Here is a 23,343-nt window from a genome sequence, read left to right on the forward strand (position 1 = left end):
GTAAGACCGAAGTATGTCCTCTTAATTTATCATTATTCTCTGATCAGGCACAAGAGAATCAACAGTCCATACCTATTTTTAGGGCAACACAAGTATTTCCAGCTGTAAAACAAACCTTAAGCCTATTAAAGACTAGACGCCAGCTCGCGGACAGTCCGGTCAGTGAACTCAATTTGCTCCAAATCCGGAGATCCTGAATTGATATGTCGCTGCAGTACCTCCGAAATAATCTCCTCGATACGTAGAAATGGAATTTCACCCCGCAGAAAACGAGCAACCGCAATTTCATTAGCAGCATTAAAAGCAGTTGTAGCTGTTCCACCAGCCTTGCCACAGTCTATAGCCAGTCTAAGGGCTGGGTAGCGTTCATAATCCATCTCCCGAAAAGTGAGCCGCCCTACCTCAGCAAGTGACAGACGCTGTGCCGGTGATTCCCAACGCTCGGGATAGGTCAGTGCATATTGGATGGGTACACGCATATCAGGTGTGCCCAACTGAGCAATAATGCTGCAGTCACGGAATTCTACATAAGAATGGATAATGCTCTCCGGATGCAGCAATACATTAATCTGCTCATAAGAGAGTCCGAACAACCAATGGGCTTCGATCACCTCAAGGCCTTTATTCACCATCGTTGCGGAATCGATTGTTATTTTGGCGCCCATACTCCAATTGGGATGACGAAGTGCATCTTCCACCGTTACATTTTTTAGTTGATCCCGGGTGTAATCCCGAAAAGAACCACCTGATGCAGTTATTGTAATCGAAGCAACATCTTCACGATTCTCGCCATTCATACATTGAAAAATAGCGGAGTGCTCACTGTCCACGGGCAGCAGCTTAACACCCTTACGAACTGCAAGTGCTTTCACCAAATGTCCGGCCGTTACAAGTGTCTCTTTATTCGCAAGCCCAATATGTCTGCCAGCTTCGATTGCAGCTAGGGTTGACTGCAGTCCCACGCTGCCCATTACAGCAGTAACGACCATTTCTGCATCTCCACCTGCAGCGATCTCAACCAGGCCCTCGTTACCGCTAAACACTTCTATTCCAGAGGGCAGGCTGGCTCTTATTTCCGCTGCCAACTCCTTTGTGGCAACAGAGACACGCCGTGGCTTGAACCGGCGAACCTGTTCCAACAGCAACGCTATGTTGCTGCCCGCCGCCAAACCTTCTATTTCAAAAGATTCCGGGTGCATGGCCACAACATCAAGTGTTTGAGTGCCAATTGAACCTGTGGAACCGAGAATACTTATTTTTTTCACAGTTGTACCCCTCCGTTAATAGTAAGGCATGAGCATTACAATATGTACGAACGGAAATACGATAATCCAGCTGTCGCAGCGGTCTAGAATACCACCATGACCGGGCAAAAGCGAGCCCGAATCCTTAATACCGTACACCCTCTTATAGGCAGACTGTACAAGATCTCCAAGTTGACCCAGAACTGCGCAGGAAAGACCAATAAGCAGCGCTCGTCCAATCGTCAGCAGATCAGGAACAAATATCGCAAAAGCTAAGGAAATGATCATCGAGATCAGAACTCCACCAATTGCACCCTCTATTGTTTTGTTGGGGCTAATCGCTGGCCATAGCTTATTCTTTCCAAAGCTCCTGCCCACGAAATAGGCTCCAGCATCACTTCCCCATATACAAAAGAGGAGCAGGAATGTCCAGAATAAACCATGTCCGTCATTAGATGCACGAGCCACAGCCATGTAGGAGAAACCCATCCCTAGATATACGATACCCGTAAACAGCAACGCCGTAATGCGAATATCTAATTTATTCTTAGTGAATACAGTAACCAGAAGAAATAGCAGCAACAGCAGCCAAATCCCTTGTTCCCACGATAAAGGTGCCGAAACTCCAAGCAAACCCCATGGAATCATAAAAATAAGAACCGCAGCATAACCAAGTAAAGCACTGCCTCTAAGCGCAGGCGTGCCTGTCATTTTCACAAACTCATAATACCCCATAAGAGCCATGGCAGTTAACAAAAGCTGATACGACCAGCCTCCCAAAAGGCATAAACCTAAAAATAATGCACCGGCAATAATTCCGGTAATTAAGCGCTGCTTCAAAGGTTCTCATCTCCCATCAGGCTACTTCAGTCCACCATAGCGCCGTGTGCGCCGCTGATATTCAGCCACTGCCTGAAGCAAATGCTCTTTGTCGAACTCCGGCCAGTATACATCTGTAAACCATAGTTCACTGTAGGCAAGCTGCCATAACATGAAATTGCTGAGCCGCATTTCACCACTTGTGCGAATAAGCAGATCAGGATCAGGTATGCCGCTGGATAATAAGCGACTGTCAATCAGTGCTGAAGTAATTTCTTCTGGTGACAGCAAGCCCGCTTGAATGTCCCGTCCCAAGTCTTGCATGCAGTCCGTAATTTCCTTGCGTCCCCCATAATTCAAGGCAAAATTCAGTATAAGTCCAGTATTTCCTTCCGTACGTGCCACTGCCTCTTCCATAGCTTTACGGGTATAAGAAGGCACTTCTTCCATATCGCCCATCACGCGTACCTGAACGTTCTTTTCGATCAACTCATCCAGCTCAATCGCCAAGAACTCCACCGGTAAACGCATCAAGAAATCAACTTCCTCCTTAGGACGCTTCCAATTTTCCGTTGAGAATGCGTACATGGTCAAAAATTGAACACCCAGCTCATCTGCAGCAATGGTAGCGCGTTTGACGGCCTTCATCCCATTCCGATGACCGACAATACGTGGCAAACCGCGTCGTTTGGCCCATCGCCCATTGCCGTCCATAATTATAGCCACATGTCGGGGAATGTTATCCGGTGAAATCTCGACTGGCTGATGCTTCTCTTTACGGCCCAGCCATGCTTGAACCCGTTTAATCATTTCCTTTTCCTCCAAGCTCTTATCAGAAAGAGACAAACCCCACCATTAGCGGAGGGGCTTTTCGTCTCTTGAATATCATTAAACTTCCATAATCTCTTTTTCTTTGGACAGGAGCACTTTATCGACTTCAGCTATGAACTTATCCGTAGTTTTCTGGATGTCTTCCTGATGTCCATGGGATTCGTCTTCGGATATCCCGTTTTTTTCCATTTTCTTGATATCATCATTAGCATCACGGCGAATGTTGCGGATCGCAATCTTTGCCTCTTCGCCAAACTTCTTCGTGAACTTCACTAGCTCAGTCCGACGCTCTTCAGTCAGTGCAGGAATAGAAAGACGAATGATTGTGCCGTCATTTGCAGGAGTTATTCCAATATCCGACTTCATAATCGCCCGTTCGATGTCTGACATCGATGTTTTATCCCATGGTTGGATTAGCAACGTCCGGGAATCCGGCGTGCTAATATTGGCCAACTGATTAATAGGTGTAGGGGAACCATAATATTCAACCTGAATACGATCCAATAGCGATGTTGATGCACGACCTGCACGCAATGAAGCTAAGTCACGTCTCAGCGACAAAATCGCTTTTTCCATACGCTCTTCAGCACTTTGTTTGATTGCTTGTGGCATTAATCTACACTCCCTTTAACAATAGTCCCGATCTTCTCACCGAGAACAACACGTTTGATATTACCTTGTTGCGTAATGGCAAACACAATGAGTGGTATATTGTTGTCCATGCATAGAGAAGAAGCAGTAGAATCCATCACGCCAAGATTTTTGTTCAGAATATCCATATAGGTCAGCTGATCATATTTCACCGCAGTGCTGTCTTTGAAAGGATCGGCAGAATATACACCGTCTACTTTGTTCTTTGCCATCAGGATGACTTCAGCTTCGATCTCAGCTGCTCTTAGTGCCGCTGTCGTATCGGTGGAGAAGAACGGATTACCTGTACCCGCTGCAAAAATAACTACTCGGCCTTTTTCTAGATGCCGAATAGCACGGCGGCGAATGTAAGGCTCAGCGATTTGCTGCATGGAAATAGAAGTTTGCACTCTCGTTGGCACATCAATTTGCTCTAATGCATCTTGCAGAGCAAGTGAATTCATGACTGTAGCCAACATGCCCATGTAATCAGCAGTAGCACGATCAATACCGCTTGCACTACCTGCTATTCCGCGCCATATATTACCACCGCCGCAGACTATTGCGATTTGCACTCCAAGCTCAACCACTTCTTTGACCTGTTCTGCGATCGAAAGAATCATCTCTGCATCAATGCCGTATCCGTTGGGTCCTGCCAATGACTCTCCGCTAACCTTAAGCACTACTCTTTTAAAAACCGGCTGTTCCAAATGTATACCCTCACTTTCTTACAAAAGACGGAACACTACTTGTACGTGTTCCGCTCTTCTGATGCTTGCCTATATTCTGTTCTTCAAAACTTCGAACATTTATTTACTTATTTATTAACTTGTGCCATTACTTCTTCGACAAAGTTGTCAACTTTCTTTTCCAAACCTTCGCCCAGCTCATAACGAACAAAACGACGGATGGAGATGTTCTCACCAATAGTGCTGACTTTTTCATTCAACAATTGGGAGATCGTTTTGTCAGGGTCTTTTACGAAAGTTTGCTCAAGCAAACAATATTCTTCATAGAACTTGCTGATTCTTCCTTCTACCATTTTCGCCACAATTTTCTCAGGCTTGCCTTCGTTCAGGGCTTGAGCAGTCAAAATTTCTTTCTCTTTGTCTACTTCTGATTGCGGTACTTCTTCACGACGAACATAGCGAGGATTTGCAGCTGCGATTTGCATAGCAATGTCGCGGGCAAAGTCTTTAAATTGATCTGTTTTACCTACGAAGTCAGTTTCGCAGTTAATTTCTACGAGTACGCCAATTTTACCGCCAGCGTGGATGTACGATTGAACAACACCTTCAGTTGCAATACGTCCTGCTTTGCTTGCAGCTGCGGATAATCCTTTTTCACGAAGCAATTCAGCGGCTTTAGTAATATCGTTATTAGCTTCTTCCAGTGCATGTTTACAATCAAGCATACCCGCGCCTGTTCTTTCACGAAGTTCTTTTACTGCTTTTGCGTCTACTGCCATTGTTTATTCCCTCCAGATTAATTGTCGTTTGATTTCATTATTGATGTTTCGTTACTCGAAAATAATAGAAAGAATAGCTGAAGCATATTCTTTCTATTATTTTAAAAAAAGGGCAGTGAGAGGTTATCCACCTGCCAACCACCCTTTTCATTTATGTTCTTGTTTAAGTTGTGTTGCTACTTAAGCTGTAGTTGTTTCTTCGCCCTGGTGAGCTTCTACAACAGCATCAGCCATCTTACCAGTCAACAATTTCACGGCGCGAATGGCGTCGTCGTTGCCCGGAATAACATAGTCGATTTCGTCAGGATCACAGTTAGTATCAACAATAGCAACGATAGGAATTCCCAGTTTGCGAGCTTCCGCAACAGCGATACGCTCTTTACGCGGGTCAATAATGAACAGCGCGCTTGGCAATCCTTTCATGTTCTTGATACCGCCCAAGAATTTTTCAAGACGATCTTTCTCTTTGCGGAGAATGATAACTTCTTTCTTAGGTAGAACTGCAAAGGTACCGTCTTCTTCCCAAGCTTCCAATTTCTTCAGGCGATCAATACGCTTCTGAATAGTCTGGAAGTTAGTCAGTGTACCACCCAACCAACGTTGGTTAATGAAGAACATACCTGAACGTTCAGCTTCTTCTTTAACGGAATCCTGTGCTTGTTTCTTTGTTCCTACGAATAGGATTGTACCGCCGTCACCAGCAATACTTTTCACAAAGTTGTAAGCTTCTTCTACCTTCTTGACCGTTTTTTGCAGGTCAATAATGTAAATTCCGTTTCTTTCAGTGAAGATATAACGATCCATTTTCGGATTCCAACGTCGAGTCTGATGACCGAAGTGTACCCCAGCTTCGAGAAGCTGCTTCATGGAGATTACTGCCATCTTCACACACCTCCTAGTTTTGGTTTATTGTGTGTCTCCTCCGCCGCGTGTCATCTTTCAGCAAGACTTTCTTCAGAAGAAAGCACCTCTTGTCGAAATCAACCGGCGTGTGTTATAACACCGTCAATTACTATACCATAATAATTTCACGTATGCAACAAAAAATCAGAATGCCTTTAGCTACTTCACGGTTACGAGCATATCTATAATGTTGCTTATACTCTCATTATCAGCAAAGCTGTAGGTTCCATACTGTATAATTTTATTAACTTTACGCTCATTGGCAGCCTGTAGAAAAATACTTTTATCCTGAATGACTCCAGCTTCAGCTAATAGATTTGCGGTCTCAGTTAATGTGGTCCCATTTGGAATTCTTACGGAAATGGTTCCGCTTACTGATATCTTCGGTGGAGCAGGAGAAACCGTATTTGCCGAAGAGGGGGCTGTTACCTTCGGCTGCTGCATTTCTACTTCAGCAGGTTGAGAGGGCGTCACAGGCTCTTTAGGAGCCGTAGCAGCACTAGGTTCCCCAGCAGTGACTGGTGATACTGCCGGAGATGGAGAAACAGCGACAGCGGGCTCTGAAGGAGCAGGCGTGGCTAGAGTCGCCTCCGAATTCGCTTTCCACTCCTCAGCGGTGAGTAGTTTAGCCGTTTCATCAGTTACTTTTAAATCGAGTTTTGCCGCGCCTTTTACAACCTGATCCTTCGTAAGTGGGGCAGCGCCACTTGATATTACCAACTGAAGCAGCAGTGCGCCTGCAATAAGTCCTGAACCCATACCAAGCATGAAGGAGCGATTCTTAATCATAGTGCTTCCTCCTGTTTGGCAAGCTGCAGGATTAATTGTACTTCACCCCGTTGGAGTCCTGCCGTCTTGGCAATGGAATCTATGGACTTCCCCTGCTCATGCAATTCAAACAAGCGTGGATAGCGCAGTTTAATAGAACTGACTGGTTTAGATTTTTCTTTAGCCTGTTCCAGATGCGAATCATTTCGCGGAACTGAGCTTTCCGCTGTTGCTGCAGCTGTTGAAGAACTATTTCCATACGAAACGGCTAGCTGAAGCAGACCTTTCTCTTCCGCAGCCATTCGCGCCTCAAGCTGATGTGAACTCTTCTGCAGTTCAGTGAATTGACCCCGAAGCTCATTTAGCTGCTCTTGCAAGGATGTCTGATTACTTTGAGACTGCTGTTTGAGACTGCCAATCAATTGTACCAATTCATTGTTCTCACGCTCAATATCTGCCATATACAGTTCAAGAGCAGTTTCTATCTCTTTCAGACCTTGTTTCTCTGTTTTTCCTTGCCGTGCACGCGCCGGCAGTATCAGGGCGTAAACGATAGCAACGGCGCCCACCAGCACAATATATACCCATGGTTGCAAGTACCTTATCTCCTTCTATATACGGAATATAAGCTGAAGCTTAAAGACTCAAATCGATACGGTGTCCCTTGTAGGGATGTTCCGCATCATGTTCAGCGTCTGAATTATGACGTTTTTCTGAAGAAGAGTTGTTTCCTGAATGTTTTCCCCGTTGACCATCATCCCGCAAGGCAGTTTCAGAAGTATCATCTACTTCGGTATTTCGCTGACTCATTTCCAAGCTGTGCTTCACATTTTGCCCTGCCAAATGCTGCTGATCTAAGGCTGGACGATGCTGCAACTCATTCTGGATTTTTCCGGCATCGGTTGTTCGGGGGATAGCAACTTGCAATTCTACAGGTCTCAGGCTCATATTAACCCTCTTCTCACAAGTAATAACCGGCTAAAACTCATTTAAAAGTAGCTTTAAATGTAAGGTGATATAGAAATATCACCTTCGTTATAGGTAAACACAACACGTTCCGTAGCATCCTTGACAAATCTGGTATATCTGCCAATTACTATTTTGGAACCGCCATATATCGTCTTAATGACTTCCACTCTAGCTCTGCCTGTATCTTCAAGCATTTTTTCAATCTCCAGCACTCGTTCTTTGATTCTTTTCTCCTCACGCTGGTGTGATTGTTTGGTAGCGTTAAGTTTAATACGTAGTGCTACTTTATCAGGTGAGAGCTGCCCGTTATTCGCTAATTGACTCAATAGATATAATGCTTTAGTAGTTTTATCTTCATTATCCAGCAACTGCCGCAGCTCTTGTCGCAGCTCATTAATCTCGTTTCTTAATTCAGGAACAACACCAACCTCAATCGCAGTTGCTGTTGACATCGAGTTCCCGATAGTTCGTGCGACAACTTTTTCTCCAGCCTGAACAGTACCACCCACAATTAATCCCTTGGCGCCACTGCAAATGACATCTCTGCCTGCCCGTATATTAGAATGCATGATGCTTTGGGATACGATAACATCTTCTCCAGCATTCACATTTCCATCCTGAATGAACGAGACCTTTACATTTTTCCCAGCGCTTACATGACCTTTGTTGTAACCTATAATTCCTCCAGTAATCTCGATGGAACCACCAGATATTAACTCGGCACCTTCCACTCCACCAATTACGCGGATATCACCAACAGACTTCACGCTGAATCCAGAAAGCACATTCCCTCGGATAACAACCGTACCAACAAAATCAATATTGCCTGTGTTGTAATCAACATCGCCGTTAACCTCATATACAGGGAATACATTAATCTTGCCTTTATCCGTGAGTGTTACAAGACCATCAATGGCTGCATACATTGCGATTTCGTCTTTGTCGATCAGCACGTTCTTACCGATTTTGAAGTAGGCTTCTTTTCCTGCCTTGAACGTAAGTTCCTCACCCGTAACTGTCTTACCAACCTTCCCAGGCAGTGGAGGAATGATTTTGGCAATCAACTGGCCTTTACGGACATTATGCAGCCGAATTAAATCCTTGTAATCCACCTTACCATCAGCTTTTTCAAGTGGTTTGCGGTCCACTTCCAGATCAACAGTAAGCATAACCTGTCCATCTTCACCTTTTACAGCGGATTCACCAATAGCAATAGGTACTCTATTAAAGAAATATTCTTCTGGATGTTCACTAAGGCGTTTAACTATATCGTGCTGGATACCAAATTTAATATTGTGACTGTGCAGGAAGCCTTCAAGATCTTCAACTGAGCAGGAAAAATTTTCATCTTTTTTGGAGAATTGAAGATAAGCGATCTCTTTATCCTCCGAAAACGTAATGCTTAAATATTGATTCAAAGCGTACTGACCGATCATTCTATGCTCCCCCTTGTCACCGCCGCCGGTTAATCGTTTTGCATGAGAAGATCGCGGTTTTTTTCAAGCGTTCCTCTCAGCCGCAAAATAGCCTTGGAATGAAGCTGCGAAATACGTGAGGGGGATAGAGACATAACCTCAGCGATCTCGCTTAAAGATAAATCCTCATAATATAAAAGGGACACAACGGTCCGTTCTTTCACCGTTAATTTCTCAATTCCTTTGGTGAGCATTTCACGTAAATAGAACTCATTTACCTTACGGTCCGGATTCTTAGCTTTATCGTCCACCAGTATGGACATCCGGGTTTCCGATTCTTCTTCACGAATGGGATCTTCCAGTGAGCAGAGTGTCATAACCGCCACATCCTGCAGCATATTTTGAAATTCAAGTTCGCTAATATCCAGATACTGGCTCATTTCCTCGTCACTGACTGATCTTAAATATTTCTGTTCCAATTGCTGATAAGCATCCTCAATTTTTCTCGCTTTTTCGCGTACTGATCTAGGGACCCAGTCACTTTGGCGCAAAGAATCCAAAATTGCTCCACGTACCCGCCAAGAGGCGTATGTCTGAAACTGCAGGCCTCTTTTGTAGTCGAATTTCTCGATCGCATCTATCAGTCCCATAATACCATTGCTTGACAAATCATCTTTGGATACATTTTTGGGCAAACCCACAGCCAAACGACTAGATACATAATCTACAATATGAAGATAACTCTCAATCAACTTTTTTTTGGCTTCAGGATCACCGTGTTCTTTCCACTGTTCCCATAACCCGTCAGTTTCCAATTGAGAAACTTTACGCTCGCTCAATGGCTTTCACCCTTCCCAAAGTTTAGTCAACGCGCTTTTTCGCGGTGAAGCGTTCCTTGCTATAGGATGACCGGTTCCACCGCAGCACTCGCTTATTCTTCTTTCAGGTGACGAACGGCCTTGGCCAATTCTTCAGGATCTTTCAGCGACACCAGTTTCGGTGGCTGCAGTGGTGTGAATCCTTCACTCTTTCCGCTTCCTAGTCCCGGCTGCGGTTTAAGAAGGTTTATTAATTCCTCATCCTCATTAGGAGTACTAATATCCAATTGAGAACCAAGCTCCTCATCACCGACCTCATGGTTAAAATCGGAGGCTATGGGAGGCAAGTTTTGTTGAACAATAGAACCTAATACCCATCTCAAGAGGAAAGCAAGCACAAACCAAATGATAAATCCCATAATACTCCGAATAAAGCTGGTCATCAGTAAATTATTCCCTAAATTGACCAATAAAGTAAAAATGAAACCTATCAATCCAAAGATAAGGTTTATCAAAATGTTTCCAATCATAATTATAATTCCTTAGCGCCCTTTTGCACACTACGGATATATAAAACTCCGGTGTTGCAGGCGATTTCAATCGTACGGCCATAATTGCCGCCTGTGTCTTCCGCGATTAACGGAATTCTTAATAACTCGAGCGCAAGTTTACAAGATTCCACATTTCGAGGCCCGATCCTCATGGTATCACTCCCCCCGGCAAAGGCAAACATTTGTGAGCCTCCTGCCATCTTAGCCACAATCCGACTCCGGACCGCTCCAAGTTCCAACAGACGGGATAAGAGCTCCGGCACTGCCGTATCTGCAAACTTTGCTATGTTAAGTTGTCCTTCACGGGCAATATCGGACGATGGCAGCATAACATGCGCCATCCCCGCAAGTTTTTTCCCGGGATCGAACAACGTCAACCCTACGCAGGAACCAAGGCCAGTGGTGCGGATTAAACTCTCTTGGCTCCCCACGTTAAGATCAGCCATCCCTACTTTAATAATGCTCTGTTCTTCAATCATCTTCAAACGGGACTCCAAGAGATTTGAAGATTTTCGGGAATGATTCTGGATCGGGAATCAGGAAGAACTGCCCTTCAATTTCATTTTTTCCTTCTAGAAAGGTGGTGTCAATCAACAAGGCATTATCTCCCATTTGACCGAATTGCAGTAAACCATAACTCAGAATTGCCCCCGCCATGTCCATCGCCAGTGCTGGCACTGTAGGATACATAGACAGCGAGGTGAAGTCTGCAAGAGAAGTGAGATAGGAACCTGCTAGAATATTACCTATTTCACTTAATGCAGACAGTTCCATCTCGGTAAGTTCTTCATTGTCTGACATTTCGAGACCTGCAACTCGACTAAGTAAGCTCCTTGCTGCATCAGGTGTAAGAATAAAGAATAGATTGCCTGGTGCTTCACCTTCAACACGTAAGAATATAGCATATACAAGTTCTTCTGCTCCGCCAACTTTATCGGTAATCTCTTCAAAACTCAGCAATTGTACTTTTGGAACCGCCATATCAATCGGTTTGTTCAAGAGTTGGGATAATGCAGTGGCTGCATTACCCGCTCCGATATTACCGATTTCCTTGAGCACATCCATTTTAAAATCCTTGAAGTGCTTGAATAATTCCACAGGCTAGCCCTCAAGACTTTCTAAATGAACGATTTCGCCCTTGTTAAGCACCTCAGACAAGTTAAGCATGATGAGTAGACGTTCTTCTCCGATTTTGGCAACCCCGTCCAGATACTTAGCTTTGATTCCGCCTACAACGTCCGGAGGTGTGTCAATAGAGTCCCTGTTTAAATCTATAACATCATTTGCAGAGTCAACGATGAAGCCAACTTCCATATCATTTACGGATACAATAATTACACGGGTCTGATCCGTGTGTTCACCCTCTTCAATGCCAAAACGCCCCCGCAAATCAATAACAGGAATAACTACGCCGCGCAAATTAATAACACCTTTGATAAAAGAATAGGTTTTGGGTACGCGGGTAATCGGCATCATACGCTCAATGGTTTGTACCTTTTCTACTTCAATACCATATTCCTCTGATCCCAATTTGAATACGATCACTTTAATATCTTCAGCCATGGAATGAACCTCCCTGTTCTATCCTAGTTATTTAATAAAAGCATTTGGATCGATAATAAGTGCAACTTGCCCGTCACCAAGAATTGTAGCACCTGATATTCCTTGAATGTCCGGCAAATATTTTCCGAGATTCTTAATAACGATTTCGTTCTGCCCGATAAAATCTTGGACTGCCATGGCAACTAAACGTTCTCCCTTGCGAACCACAACAATTTCGGTTTCCTCTTCGTCGCTCTCGTCATAATCAGGAACTGAGAAAATGCGACTTAATGAAAGAAGTGGAATATTCTTATTGCGGAACTCAAGCATTTTATTTCCGTGTATGGTACGAATTTGAGCTTTTTTCACAATCCCCGTTTCTACAATAGAAGACAATGGAATTGCATATTTCTCAGAACCAAGCCGAATGAGCATGGCAGCGATGATAGATAGAGTAAGTGGTAACTGTACAGAGAAGTTGGTGCCTTTACCTAAGGTGGAATATATCGTTACATTTCCCCCAAGCGAAGAAATCTTCGACTTCACTACATCCAACCCTACCCCACGTCCAGAGACATCGGAAATCACTTCTGCGGTACTAAAACCTGCCGCAAAGAGCATCTGGTGTGCTTCTTCATCATTCATAGTCGCCGCTTGCTCTTGTGTAATGACGCCTTTTTTCACAGCTGACTTCAATACTTTTTGCGAATCTATTCCAGCCCCATCTTCCTCAATTTCAATAAAGACATGGTTACCACTATGAAAAGCCCGCAGATTGATCGTACCCATCTCTGGTTTACCGGCAGCAATCCGATCAGACACGGATTCAATACCATGATCAACGGCATTACGCAGTAGATGCACTAACGGATCACCGATCTCATCAATAACTGTCCGATCTAGTTCTGTTTCGGCACCAGTGACTACTAAATCTATTTTCTTATCCAGCGACTTAGCGAGATCCCGCACCATACGTGGAAAGCGATTGAATACAGTATCTACTGGAACCATCCGCAGCTTCATTACAATATTCTGCAAATCCCCACTGACCCGGCTCATGTGCTCAACGGTTTCGGTCAGATCACCATTCTGTACTTCTGAAGCAAGCTGTTCCAATCGGACACGGTCGATCAACAATTCACTAAATAGATTCATCAGCACATCAAGACGTTCGATATCTACACGAATCGTCCGAGAAGGTGCTCCGCCAGTTTTGGCTGGTGCTGCTTTCCCTCCTTCTTCTCTAGCTGCCGACATATTCGACGAGCCTGCAGAAGAATCTGAGACTGATGAAATTACTGGAGCAGTAGTGAGTACTTCCGCAGTTGCAGCAACCGAATCTTGCCCTAACTGTCGTAATGATTCTTGATCAAGTCCTACAGACGTTACTTTCTCGATCTCCGACAAGTTCAGAATCATAGCCTGTATTTCGCTTGCGCCCTTTTGAGTTATGTAATAGAGTGAGAAACTTTGGTCGAATTTCTCTTGCTCTATGTCCTGTACCGAAGGGAAGGATTTAATTACTTCACCTGAACGTTCCAAGAGATCAAATACCATATATGCGCGTACCGCTTTAAGTTGACAATCCTTGCGAATCGTTACCTCCACATATATTACATTATGGCCTTCTTGCATGGACTGTTCCAGCACTGAGAATTGGAACTCATCCAGAAAAACTGGAGCGTCTGATGCTTTAGCTACAGGCTTCGAGACTTCAGCCACAGTTCCTCCCGCGTTAGGAATCTCACCCCGAACAATTGCTTGAAGGGAAGTTACAATTGCCGACACATCAGCTTTGCCATCTCCGCCTCCCATAATATCCTCAACCATAGATTCTAAAGCATCAATACTTTTGAATAATGTGTCAAAGATGAAATCCTGCATCCGCAGTTTATTATTGCGAACCAGATCAAGCACATTTTCCATTTGATGTGTGAGTGAAGCCAAATCCTCAAAGCCCATTGTGGCAGCCATGCCCTTTAACGTATGTGCAGAGCGGAATATCACCTGTACAATACTAAGATCATCAGGATTTGCTTCTAGTCCCATCATACTCTCGTTTAAAGACTGTAGATGATCATTTGACTCATCAATAAACATGGATAAGTATTGGTTCATGTCCATTGTGAGCACCTCCCCTTCGAGTTCGCTTTTCCGTTATTTAACGGCTTGCACCAGCCTTGGAGCAATTTCTTGCAACGGCAGGACGTATTTAACACATTGTAATTCGACTGCCGATCGCGGCATCCCGTAGACAACACAGGTTTCTTCACTTTCAGCAAAAGTCGATGTAACACCAGAATCGTAAAGGGACTTCATCATTTTTGCGCCATCACTCCCCATACCGGTCATCAACACTGCATGACGTTCCAAAGAGGTAAGGGAAAGCACTGATTCGAATAGCACGTCCACCGAAGGCCGATGGCCATTCCTCATTTCTTCCTTTGTAAGTGTAACTGCATATTGCCCGCCGGGAATTGGAACAACCTTCATATGGTAACCACCGGGGGCAATGTAAGCAACTCCTTGACGCAATGTCATCCCCTGCTCTGCTTCTGTCACTTCAAGTGGACTGAAGGTATTCAGACGCTGCGCTAACGATTTGGTGAAATTGGGCGGCATATGCTGCACAATAACAATTGGCGCTGGGAAATCGGCAGGAATATTCTCCAACAGTGCCTTTAGAGCACGCGGTCCTCCTGTTGAACAGCCTACAGCAACTAACTTACGAAGACCTTTGACACCAGACTTCCGGTCTGTAACAGCCGCAGGAGGCTCAGAATAAGCTTCAAAAATGGGTTCAGGCACCAACCGTGAGATGGGTGGAACTGGATGATTATCCGCTTTAGAGCGATTTAGGAACTTCTCGGATGGCTTCGATGGAGAAGGTAAAGGCTTGGCTACTTTTTGGGTGACATTGTTGTCTGCTGGTAGCTTTTCCTTCAATCGTCTTGCCGCTTCTATTTCTGGAGAAGGTTTAGCATCTTTAAGCGGTTTGTCAGCAGCTTTCTTTGGAACATTCAGGCTACTCTTGGATTCTTCCAATGATGGTTTTAGGACTGGTATTGACGGCAATACAATGTCCGAAGGCTTGATCTCCGGAGCTTTGATAGCCGCTGCCCGCGCCTCACGCTGCTGACGGGCCAACATAGCTTCTCTCATTTGTTCTTTTAAGGATTCTCCCACAGCCATAATATCTTGGGAATTTGAAATTGAAGGCTTGCGAATAAAATCGAAAGCTCCCCATTCAAGTGCAAGTATGGTTTCCTTCATGCCCTCTTCATTGATACCCGAAACCATGATTACTGGCAACGGATGAGAGGCCATTATTATTTTCAGCGCTTCCAGGCCGTTCATTTCCGGCATTTCTACATCCATAGTAACCAAATCCGGACGGAGTTCATTCACCTTTTCAATAGCCTCACGACCATTTGCAGCTGTAGCCGTTACCTGAAAGTCAGCATCATTTTCTATTAAATCAGATATAATCTTGCGCATAAAGGCAGAATCATCAACAACCAAAACTTTATATGGCTTCATATCATTTCCACCTCTGTTCTTAAATTCAGAACAATTATTTGCTTCGCTTTAACCATTTGCTAATAAAACCCTTAATACCTTGCACCTTTGATACTTCTATATTACCACTTGCTAGGTAACTAAGTGCGAGTCGCTGTATATCTTTTGCTGCAGCACTGTTCGGAAAGGCGATTGAGAATGGAACTTGCCGTTTGACCGACTGCACAACATGCACATCACTGCTTATATAACCCAGAAAAGGAACATCTAATTGTAAAAATCGACTGGCAGCCATCCGAATTTTGTCACTGGTTACTACCGCCTCCCTCTCATCAACGGCTTGATTAACAATCAGCCTAAAGGAAAGTCCAGGATTAGAATTATTCACGACCTTCATCAGAGCGTAGGCATCTGTTATTGCCGTGGGTTCAGGCGTTGTCACGACAAGACAATCGTCAGCTGAGGTAATGAATTTCATTGTTTCTTTGGATAGTCCCGCTCCTGTATCGAACAAAATGAAATCCATAGTGTCCGCGATTTGAGCGATTTGTGCAGTGAAATAATTAAGGTCAGATTCAGAGAGTGAGAATAACTCATCCATGCCTGACCCCCCAGCAATAAAAGGGAGTGCGTTCGGCCCCAACTGAATGATCTGTCCAATATCCGCTTCTCTTTTCAACAAATGATACAGGTTATACTTGGCGGTTACTCCCATCAACACATCTATGTTAGCCATGCCAATATCTGCATCGAATAATAATACCCTTCTACCCATCGCTTTCAGTGCCAAAGCAAAGTTTAGAGTGAAATTAGACTTACCGACACCACCTTTACCACTACAGACAGTAATGATGCGGGCAGTGGATTCACCACCAGCAATATGTTTGGGGTCCTGACTTGATACAAGCCGTCTTAAGGATTGTGCTTGATCCATTATGGCCCCCCTGTTCCCAGCAGCAAGTCGCACAGCTGCTCCTTAGAAACCATCAGCAGATCGTCAGGAACATTCTGCCCGTTAGTCACATACGACAATGCCAAAGGGTAATCATTCAGAACATTGAAAAGCGGACCATAACTACCCGTTTCATCAAGCTTAGTAAATATGACTTTATCAAGCTGATATCTGCCGAAATGTTCAGCAATCATTTTCATATCTCGGCTCTTAGAGGTTAAGCTTAGCACCAGGAACGTTTCGCTTTTGAGTTCCTTGGCAAGCAGGCTCTGTAATTCTGCAACGAGCATCTCATTACGGTAGTTGCGTCCTGCAGTATCCATTAGCACAAGGTCACAACTCTCGAGACGGAACAACGCTCTCTGCAAATCTCCAGGCGACTGCACTACCTCCAAGGGTATATTCAAAATGGCTGCGTAAGTCCGTAATTGCTCCACTGCTGATATACGATAGGTATCAGAAGTGATAAGACCCACTTTGCGCCCCTGACGGAATAGCTGCTCAGCCGCCAGTTTTGCTATCGTCGTTGTCTTGCCAACACCAGTAGGACCTGCAATATAGACGATCCGTGTATCCGACGCAATACCATAGCCGATCCTATTCGACAAGAATTTGTCCAATTGCTCCCTCAGACATTCATCAAATTGTTCTGGAATCCATGTACGCCCATCCTCATTCCAGCGTTCAACGACTGTTTCGACCCACTCCTCAACAAGCACAGTGTCCGTTTCCTGTTCAATTAAACGATCTCGCAATTGCTCCAGCCTCGATGGCAGATCCCTTGTCACTGATGAGTGTCGAGCAATCCGTTCCATCCACTGCTTCATATCCCTAATCTCTCGGAGAACATCATTTTCTGGCCCTGTGGCGACAGCAGGTACTGGTTCCAATCCTAGCGATTCATGCAGCGCTTGAGTAAATGCCAATGATTCCTTACTCGGTGCAGATTGCTGCAAATTAGATGCCGTTGCATGGGTTTCTTCCAAAGTAGGCTCTGATAGTACAGCAACTGAACTTTGAATCCCCACAGCTTCAGATAATGCTGCTGCAATCTCAGCAAATGTGCGATTCTCCGCAGGCTTATCTGCGAATGCAAGAGCATTGGCTGAGGCTTTTTGGTAGGCCTGCGGCACTGCACTACGCGGTACGCTGAGTGAAGGAGTTGGGCGCTTTTCAGGAACAATAGCCTTTTGCTCTTTTTCAACAGCAGCTACTACCTCTATTTTCTTCTTTGTGAACAGACCCATAAAACCACCAATTTTGATCTCTTTCGTACTTAAAATGACGGCATCGCTTCCAAGCTCGCTGCGAATGGAATGCATGGCGTCCGGCATCGTGTCGACCACGTAACGCTTCACTCTCATAAATTCACCACTCCAACGCTTTGAATTTCAATATTTGGTTCTAGCTCACTGTAGGACAGCACCGGAATATCCTGCATGGTTCGTTCAATGACTTGCCGTAAATACATACGGATGGTCGGTGAAGTCAGAACAATAGGCTGATGTCCCGACTGCAGAAGCCGGTTAATCTGTTCGGTAAGCCGCTGGTAGACCGTTTGAGTTGACACTGGATCAAGTGCAAGATAACTTCCCTGCTCCGATTGTTGTACGCTTTCGGTAATTTTCTTCTCCAGTGTCGGTCCTACAGTAATTACACGCAACGTCTCCCCAGCCTGCGAGAACTGCTGAGTAATCTGTCTGGACAAAGATTGGCGAACATACTCAGTTAGAATATCAGGATCTTTGGTGTAAGTTCCATAATCAGCCAACGTTTCGAAGATGGTGACTAAATCTCGAATGGAAATTTTCTCACGAAGCAGTTTTGCAAGCACTTTTTGCACATCGCCAATGGCTAGTACCGCGGGAATCAACTCGTCTACCAACACAGGATAGTTTTCCCGCAGATTGTCGACCAGCATTTTGGTCTCCTGACGGCCAAGCAACTCGTGCCCGTGTCGCTTGATAAGCTCCGTTAAATGCGTAGCAACAACTGAAGGCGGATCTACAACGGTATATCCGGATAACTCTGCCCGCTCTTTAACAGATTCGTCAATCCAAAGTGCAGGAAGTCCAAAGGAAGGCTCAACTGTTTCTATACCATTGATAGAATCATCGTCATACCCAGGACTCATAGCAAGATAGTGATTTAGTAATAATTCACCACCACCAACGTTATTTCCTTTAATTTTGATGACATATTCATTCGGTTTTAGTTGAATATTGTCGCGAATGCGAATAACGGGCACTACAAGTCCCATTTCAAGTGCACATTGCCGTCGAATCATGATGATTCTATCCAGTAAATCACCGCCCTGACCCGTATCGGCCAAAGGAATAAGTCCATAACCAAATTCAAATTCGATGGGATCAACAGATAGCAGGTTGATAACACTTTCTGGACTGCGTACTTCTTCGATCTGTTTTTCCTCAACGAGTTGTTCTTCAGCAATCTGCTTGCGATTTAAATTCTGTCCCATCGTATAGGCTGCAAAGGCCAATAAAGCTGCCAGTGGAAGCGTAGTGATGATATGTATTGGGGTAAAAAGACCCAGAAAAGCAATGGTAATGGAAACAATATATAGTAACTTCGGATAAGATAACAATTGTCTTGTTAAATCTTCAGCCAAATTCCCATCCGAAGAAGCCCGCGTTACAATCAGGCCGGCTGCGGTCGAAATAAGTAGAGCCGGAATCTGACTGACCAAGCCATCTCCGATTGTTAATAAAGAATATGTGGATAACGCTTCTCCAAAAGGCATACCGTGAACAACCATACCGATAATAAATCCGCCAATCAAGTTTATAAAGAGGATAATGATACTCGCGATAGCATCCCCTTTAACAAACTTACTCGCACCGTCCATGGCTCCGAAGAAATCTGCTTCACGCTCGACGCTTTGTCTACGCTCCCGCGCCTGCTGTTCATTAATCATTCCCGCATTAAGGTCGGCATCAATACTCATCTGCTTACCAGGCATAGCATCCAGCGTAAATCTTGCTCCAACCTCGGCAACGCGTTCCGAACCTTTAGTAATAACAATAAACTGTACTACAACGAGAATCAGGAACACGACAAACCCAATAGCAATCTGTCCACCAGCAATCCAGCTTCCGAATGTTGCGACAACCGAACCCGCTTCTCCATAAGTCAGAATGAGCTTTGTTGTTGAAATGTTCAACGAAAGTCTAAACAATGTTGTAATCAGTAACAGGGAAGGAAAGATTGAAAACTGAAGAGGATCCTTGGTATTCATGGCTACCAAAATGATAGTCAGCGCTATCGAAATATTAACGACCAGCAAAACGTCCAAAAGCCAGGACGGGATTGGCAGAATCATCATAAGCACGATACCAATAATGCCTAGTAAGACTGTTAGTTCTTTAGCTTTCAATGTCCTTGACCTCCCCCGCCTTATCTTTTCTTACCTTTTAGCTTATATACATATGCCAACACTTCGGCTACAGCCTGGAACAGATCAGCGGGAACTACATCCCCAATTTCTGCTCGTTGGAACAATGCCCGTGCCAGCGGTTTGTTTTCCATAGTTACAATGCCATGCTCTTTAGCTAGCTCCCGAATGCGGAGTGCTACAAAATCCTGACCTTTGGCAATAATCTGTGGTGCTTCCATCTTGGAACCATCATATTTCAGCGCAACTGCAAAATGTGTTGGATTCGTAATAATTACATCCGCTTTTGGAACCTCTTGCATCATCCGCTGCATGGCCATACTGCGTTGACGTTCCCTGATCTTGCCTTTAATTAGAGGATCACCCTCCATTTTCTTGTATTCATCCTTGATGTCCTGCTTGGACATCTTCAGACTCTTTTCATGCTCATACTTCTGATACATAAAATCCATAAAGGCCATGATCATCAGTACAACAGCGATTTTCATTCCCAGACTCATAGTCATCTTAGCGGCAAAATGGAAAATCTCCTCTGTACCAATATGAGAGAGAGAAGCAAAGCTACTCCTCTGGCCCCAAAGTGTGCTATAAACCAGATAAGCAATCAATACAAGCTTAAATATTGACTTCAAAAACTCAACGAACGAGCGAGTGGAAAATATATTTTTGAAACCTTTGATCGGATTGATCTTGCTGAACTTGGGGGTTATCCCTTCACCAGTAGCCATAAAGCCTACCTGAGCAATATTCGCCACAATAGCCATAATAAATGTAAGCCCTAGCAGCGGAGAAAGCAGGATCAATATTTGAATGCCATACTGGTTAAAAAGTTCAGTCACATTTTCTGGAGTAAGCTTCATCTGTAGCCGATTCAGAAAAACATCAGTGAACAACGACATAAAACGTTCTTTCATAAAGCCACCAAACATCATCAAGCTTACTATTGCCGTCAGTAGCACTGTAGCACCGGATAACTCAGCACTTTTGGCCACTTGGCCCTTTTCACGTGCATCCTGTCTCTTCTTCGCAGTAGCTCTCTCCGTCTTCTCACCCGCGAAGTGTTGAAGATCCAGTTTATAACGCTTCGTTATTGGCACAACATTCTCCCCTTACAGTCACCTATGGTTTATTCCCCATGATGGTCAGTAAATTATGCATGGACTGGAACATAATATCGAAGAGATTCTGGAATAGCACGGCTAGAGTTGGCATCAATACAAGTAACAACGCAAGACCCACAATAATTTTGAGTGGAATCCCGATAACGAATACATTGTACTGTGGAGCAGTTCTAGCAAGAAAGGCAAGACCCACATCGGTCAGAAAAAGCGCAGTTACTAAAGGAGCTGCCATTTGAAACGCCAGTACAAACGACTGTGCAAAAGTTCGAACCAGAAACTCGGACAAACTTCCATCTATCATTTTGAGAAACAAATCATTATTCAGCGGAATCCACTTATAACTATATACAATTGCATCCAACAGATAATGATGTCCATTCATACTTAGAAACATCAGCAGTGCGATCATATACTTGAAGTTACCAAGAATTGGAGCAGATGCACCCGTCATAGGATCGATAACATTTGCCATCCCAAAGCCAATCTGGATATCAATAAGTGAGCCCGCCGTCTGTATCGTCATAAACATGAGATAACCTACAAAACCGAGTAGTAATCCTATTAATACCTCTCTGGCGATCAGCAAAATATAACTAAGATCCTGAGGAACCGTGACTCCTGTCCCAATTGAACTAAATATCACTAATGATATAAAAAATGAAAGTCCAATTTTGAATGTTGTGGGAATACTTCGAGACGAAAATACGGGAATTACAACAAAAAAAGATGAAATTCGACAAAAAATCAACATGAAGACGGGTAAACTTTGCAGTATGGACTCCATATTGATATTACCCAATGTACATATAGAGATTGCCCAAAATCTGACTGGTAAAATCCATCATCTTCGTGATGATCCATGGTCCAAAAATCAATAATGCCAGCATTACAGCAACGATTTTAGGAACAAAAGCTAGCGTCTGCTCCTGAATTTGTGTAGTAGCCTGAAAAATACTGATTATCAGTCCTACTACCAGACCAAGAATTAGCATGGGAGCGCTGGCTTCAAGTGCCAAATATACGGCTTGGCCAGCTAGACCAATAATAAACTCCGTACTCATCCCTCATGCCTCCTCTTCTGCGTCAGGGGTTAAAACTTAATAGTAATGATTTAATGACTAGGTACCAGCCGTCTACCAGTACAAAGAGCATAATTTTAAACGGTAATGAGATCATAACTGGCGGCAACATCATCATACCCATAGCCATTAAAGTACTTGCTACTACAATATCAATAATGAGAAATGGAATAAAAATCAAGAACCCCATTGTAAAAGCTTTTTTCATTTCACCGATAGCAAAAGCAGGCACCATCACCGTTAGTGGAATTTCACTATAGTTAGCCGGCTTTGTCGTGGTACTGGTTTTGCTGGTGTAGTTCATAAATAGCAATAAATCTTTGGTACTAGTCTGCTTAAACATGAATTCCTTCATCGGATCAGCGGCTTTATTAAGCGCTTCAGTCTGCGTTATTGTACCCTTTATATATGGCTGCAGTGCCGTTTCATTCACGGTAGCCAAAGTTGGTGACATAATGAACAAAGTAAGAAAAAGAGCAAGTCCCACCAACACCTGATTCGGAGGCATCTGCTGAGTCCCCAGCGATGTTCTAACAAAACCTAGTACAATTACTATCCGCGTAAAGCTGGTCATCAGCATTAAGAAAGCAGGCGCTACACTAAGGACCGTTGTGAGAAGCAGTATAGATATAGAACTGGTACCACCACTTGAACCATCATTATTGCCGACTTGAATATTAATATTAGGTATGGGATCAGCATGTATCGGGCGAATCATAAGTACGCTTAAGATACCGAGTAGCAGAAAAGCAAGGATTAGCTTTTTTTTCATAAATCCCTCGACTCATCCTTAGAGGCATCATCCCGAAATAGCTCTTCCAGTTTCTCTTTGCGTTCAGGCGCAGTACGAAGCTTGGATTGCAATGTTTCATAAAAGGATGATGTTTCACTAAGTTCGATTTCTTGAGATGGAATTTCCCCGCTCAGCTTACGCTTGATCTTGGAAATAAGGGGTGCAAGAATATTATTCTGACCTGAGGCTGGATCTTCAAATGCCGATATGATCAATGCTACCTCAGTTGGATCGATAACTTTATCCAGAATGGATATATTCTCACCCACCCCAATCAAATATAGGCTGCTGCCGATTTCAATAACCTGCATCGACTTATTAGGGCCAAGTCCAACCGCACCAAGGGTGCGAATGGAACGGCTACTCATAAAAGTCTGATTCCGGCGTCCTAGAAACCGGATCAGCAACACTATAAGTACAACAATTACCGCAAGGACAATAATAACTTTAAACAAATTCAGCAGGACGTTATCGCTACCGAGCGGTACTGAATTGGCTAACAATGACAT

The 23,343-nt window shown here is 44.1% G+C and carries 26 protein-coding genes; all 26 read right to left on the minus strand.

The window, feature by feature from the left end:
* Positions 1 to 125 precede the first annotated feature (125 nt).
* The gene (locus GJB61_RS17685; RefSeq protein WP_338115914.1) at positions 126 to 1,265 is read right to left on the minus strand and encodes a 1-deoxy-D-xylulose-5-phosphate reductoisomerase; all 1,140 of its coding nucleotides are present in this window, start codon (positions 1,263 to 1,265) and stop codon (positions 126 to 128) included.
* A 15-nt stretch (positions 1,266 to 1,280) separates the two neighbouring features.
* On the minus strand, positions 1,281 to 2,084 hold the full coding sequence (locus GJB61_RS17690) for a phosphatidate cytidylyltransferase (RefSeq protein ID WP_154120263.1): 804 nt from the start codon (positions 2,082 to 2,084) through the stop codon (positions 1,281 to 1,283).
* A 21-nt stretch (positions 2,085 to 2,105) separates the two neighbouring features.
* The gene (locus GJB61_RS17695; protein WP_154120265.1) at positions 2,106 to 2,873 is read right to left on the minus strand and encodes an isoprenyl transferase; all 768 of its coding nucleotides are present in this window, start codon (positions 2,871 to 2,873) and stop codon (positions 2,106 to 2,108) included.
* 78 nt (positions 2,874 to 2,951) lie between these two features.
* On the minus strand, positions 2,952 to 3,506 hold the full coding sequence (gene frr, locus GJB61_RS17700) for a ribosome recycling factor (protein WP_154120267.1): 555 nt from the start codon (positions 3,504 to 3,506) through the stop codon (positions 2,952 to 2,954).
* The gene (gene pyrH / locus GJB61_RS17705; protein WP_154120269.1) at positions 3,506 to 4,234 is read right to left on the minus strand and encodes a UMP kinase; all 729 of its coding nucleotides are present in this window, start codon (positions 4,232 to 4,234) and stop codon (positions 3,506 to 3,508) included. The genes frr and pyrH overlap by 1 nt, the downstream gene beginning before the upstream one ends.
* Before the next feature lie 107 nt (positions 4,235 to 4,341).
* On the minus strand, positions 4,342 to 4,992 hold the full coding sequence (tsf, locus tag GJB61_RS17710) for a translation elongation factor Ts (protein WP_154120271.1): 651 nt from the start codon (positions 4,990 to 4,992) through the stop codon (positions 4,342 to 4,344).
* Between the two features lie 180 nt (positions 4,993 to 5,172).
* The gene (rpsB, locus tag GJB61_RS17715) at positions 5,173 to 5,874 is read right to left on the minus strand and encodes a 30S ribosomal protein S2 (RefSeq protein ID WP_154120273.1); all 702 of its coding nucleotides are present in this window, start codon (positions 5,872 to 5,874) and stop codon (positions 5,173 to 5,175) included.
* Between the two features lie 180 nt (positions 5,875 to 6,054).
* Entirely contained in the window at positions 6,055 to 6,684 is a 630-nt protein-coding gene (locus GJB61_RS17720; RefSeq protein WP_154120274.1) for an endolytic transglycosylase MltG, read from the minus strand.
* Positions 6,681 to 7,259 (minus strand): DUF6115 domain-containing protein, encoded by a 579-nt coding sequence (locus GJB61_RS17725; RefSeq protein ID WP_154120276.1) that lies wholly within the window; start codon positions 7,257 to 7,259, stop codon positions 6,681 to 6,683. The genes GJB61_RS17720 and GJB61_RS17725 overlap by 4 nt, the downstream gene beginning before the upstream one ends.
* A 40-nt stretch (positions 7,260 to 7,299) precedes the next feature.
* A complete protein-coding gene (locus GJB61_RS17730) occupies positions 7,300 to 7,611 on the minus strand; it encodes a hypothetical protein (protein ID WP_154120278.1) in 312 nt (103 codons plus the stop codon).
* A 53-nt stretch (positions 7,612 to 7,664) separates the two neighbouring features.
* Complete coding sequence (locus GJB61_RS17735) at positions 7,665 to 9,068, minus strand: DUF342 domain-containing protein (RefSeq protein WP_154120280.1); 1,404 nt, start codon at positions 9,066 to 9,068, stop codon at positions 7,665 to 7,667.
* Between the two features lie 29 nt (positions 9,069 to 9,097).
* Entirely contained in the window at positions 9,098 to 9,886 is a 789-nt protein-coding gene (locus GJB61_RS17740) for a FliA/WhiG family RNA polymerase sigma factor (protein WP_154120282.1), read from the minus strand.
* A gap of 92 nt (positions 9,887 to 9,978) precedes the next feature.
* Complete coding sequence (locus GJB61_RS17745) at positions 9,979 to 10,395, minus strand: hypothetical protein (protein ID WP_154120284.1); 417 nt, start codon at positions 10,393 to 10,395, stop codon at positions 9,979 to 9,981.
* A 2-nt stretch (positions 10,396 to 10,397) separates the two neighbouring features.
* On the minus strand, positions 10,398 to 10,895 hold the full coding sequence (locus GJB61_RS17750) for a chemotaxis protein CheD (RefSeq protein ID WP_154120286.1): 498 nt from the start codon (positions 10,893 to 10,895) through the stop codon (positions 10,398 to 10,400).
* The gene (locus tag GJB61_RS17755) at positions 10,888 to 11,481 is read right to left on the minus strand and encodes a chemotaxis protein CheC (protein ID WP_154120401.1); all 594 of its coding nucleotides are present in this window, start codon (positions 11,479 to 11,481) and stop codon (positions 10,888 to 10,890) included. The genes GJB61_RS17750 and GJB61_RS17755 overlap by 8 nt, the downstream gene beginning before the upstream one ends.
* A 36-nt stretch (positions 11,482 to 11,517) precedes the next feature.
* Complete coding sequence (locus GJB61_RS17760; protein WP_154120288.1) at positions 11,518 to 11,979, minus strand: chemotaxis protein CheW; 462 nt, start codon at positions 11,977 to 11,979, stop codon at positions 11,518 to 11,520.
* 27 nt (positions 11,980 to 12,006) lie between these two features.
* Positions 12,007 to 14,082 carry a chemotaxis protein CheA gene (locus GJB61_RS17765; protein ID WP_154120289.1) on the minus strand — a complete coding sequence of 692 codons (2,076 nt, stop codon included), beginning with the start codon at positions 14,080 to 14,082 and terminating at the stop codon, positions 12,007 to 12,009.
* A 33-nt stretch (positions 14,083 to 14,115) separates the two neighbouring features.
* Positions 14,116 to 15,498, minus strand: coding sequence for a protein-glutamate methylesterase/protein-glutamine glutaminase (locus GJB61_RS17770; protein WP_154120291.1), 1,383 nt, complete (start codon positions 15,496 to 15,498; stop codon positions 14,116 to 14,118).
* Between the two features lie 34 nt (positions 15,499 to 15,532).
* A complete protein-coding gene (locus tag GJB61_RS17775; protein ID WP_338115922.1) occupies positions 15,533 to 16,414 on the minus strand; it encodes a MinD/ParA family protein in 882 nt (293 codons plus the stop codon).
* Positions 16,411 to 17,793, minus strand: a complete 1,383-nt coding sequence (gene flhF, locus GJB61_RS17780) for a flagellar biosynthesis GTPase FlhF (RefSeq protein WP_154120295.1) — start codon at positions 17,791 to 17,793, stop codon at positions 16,411 to 16,413. Before flhF ends, GJB61_RS17775 begins: the two co-directional genes overlap by 4 nt.
* Positions 17,790 to 19,823: a flagellar biosynthesis protein FlhA gene (gene flhA / locus GJB61_RS17785; RefSeq protein WP_154120297.1), complete on the minus strand. Its 2,034-nt coding sequence runs from the start codon at positions 19,821 to 19,823 to the stop codon at positions 17,790 to 17,792. The genes flhF and flhA overlap by 4 nt, the downstream gene beginning before the upstream one ends.
* A gap of 20 nt (positions 19,824 to 19,843) precedes the next feature.
* Positions 19,844 to 20,932, minus strand: coding sequence for a flagellar biosynthesis protein FlhB (gene flhB, locus GJB61_RS17790; protein ID WP_338115923.1), 1,089 nt, complete (start codon positions 20,930 to 20,932; stop codon positions 19,844 to 19,846).
* A 28-nt stretch (positions 20,933 to 20,960) separates the two neighbouring features.
* On the minus strand, positions 20,961 to 21,746 hold the full coding sequence (gene fliR / locus GJB61_RS17795) for a flagellar biosynthetic protein FliR (RefSeq protein WP_154120299.1): 786 nt from the start codon (positions 21,744 to 21,746) through the stop codon (positions 20,961 to 20,963).
* A 7-nt stretch (positions 21,747 to 21,753) separates the two neighbouring features.
* Positions 21,754 to 22,023 (minus strand): flagellar biosynthesis protein FliQ, encoded by a 270-nt coding sequence (gene fliQ / locus GJB61_RS17800; RefSeq protein WP_154120301.1) that lies wholly within the window; start codon positions 22,021 to 22,023, stop codon positions 21,754 to 21,756.
* A 22-nt stretch (positions 22,024 to 22,045) separates the two neighbouring features.
* A complete protein-coding gene (fliP, locus tag GJB61_RS17805) occupies positions 22,046 to 22,813 on the minus strand; it encodes a flagellar type III secretion system pore protein FliP (RefSeq protein ID WP_154120302.1) in 768 nt (255 codons plus the stop codon).
* Complete coding sequence (locus GJB61_RS17810; protein ID WP_154120304.1) at positions 22,810 to 23,343, minus strand: flagellar biosynthetic protein FliO; 534 nt, start codon at positions 23,341 to 23,343, stop codon at positions 22,810 to 22,812. Before GJB61_RS17810 ends, fliP begins: the two co-directional genes overlap by 4 nt.

It is taken from the genome of Paenibacillus monticola (assembly GCF_009664975.1).
In the GTDB taxonomy this organism is placed as follows: domain Bacteria; phylum Bacillota; class Bacilli; order Paenibacillales; family Paenibacillaceae; genus Paenibacillus_AQ; species Paenibacillus_AQ monticola.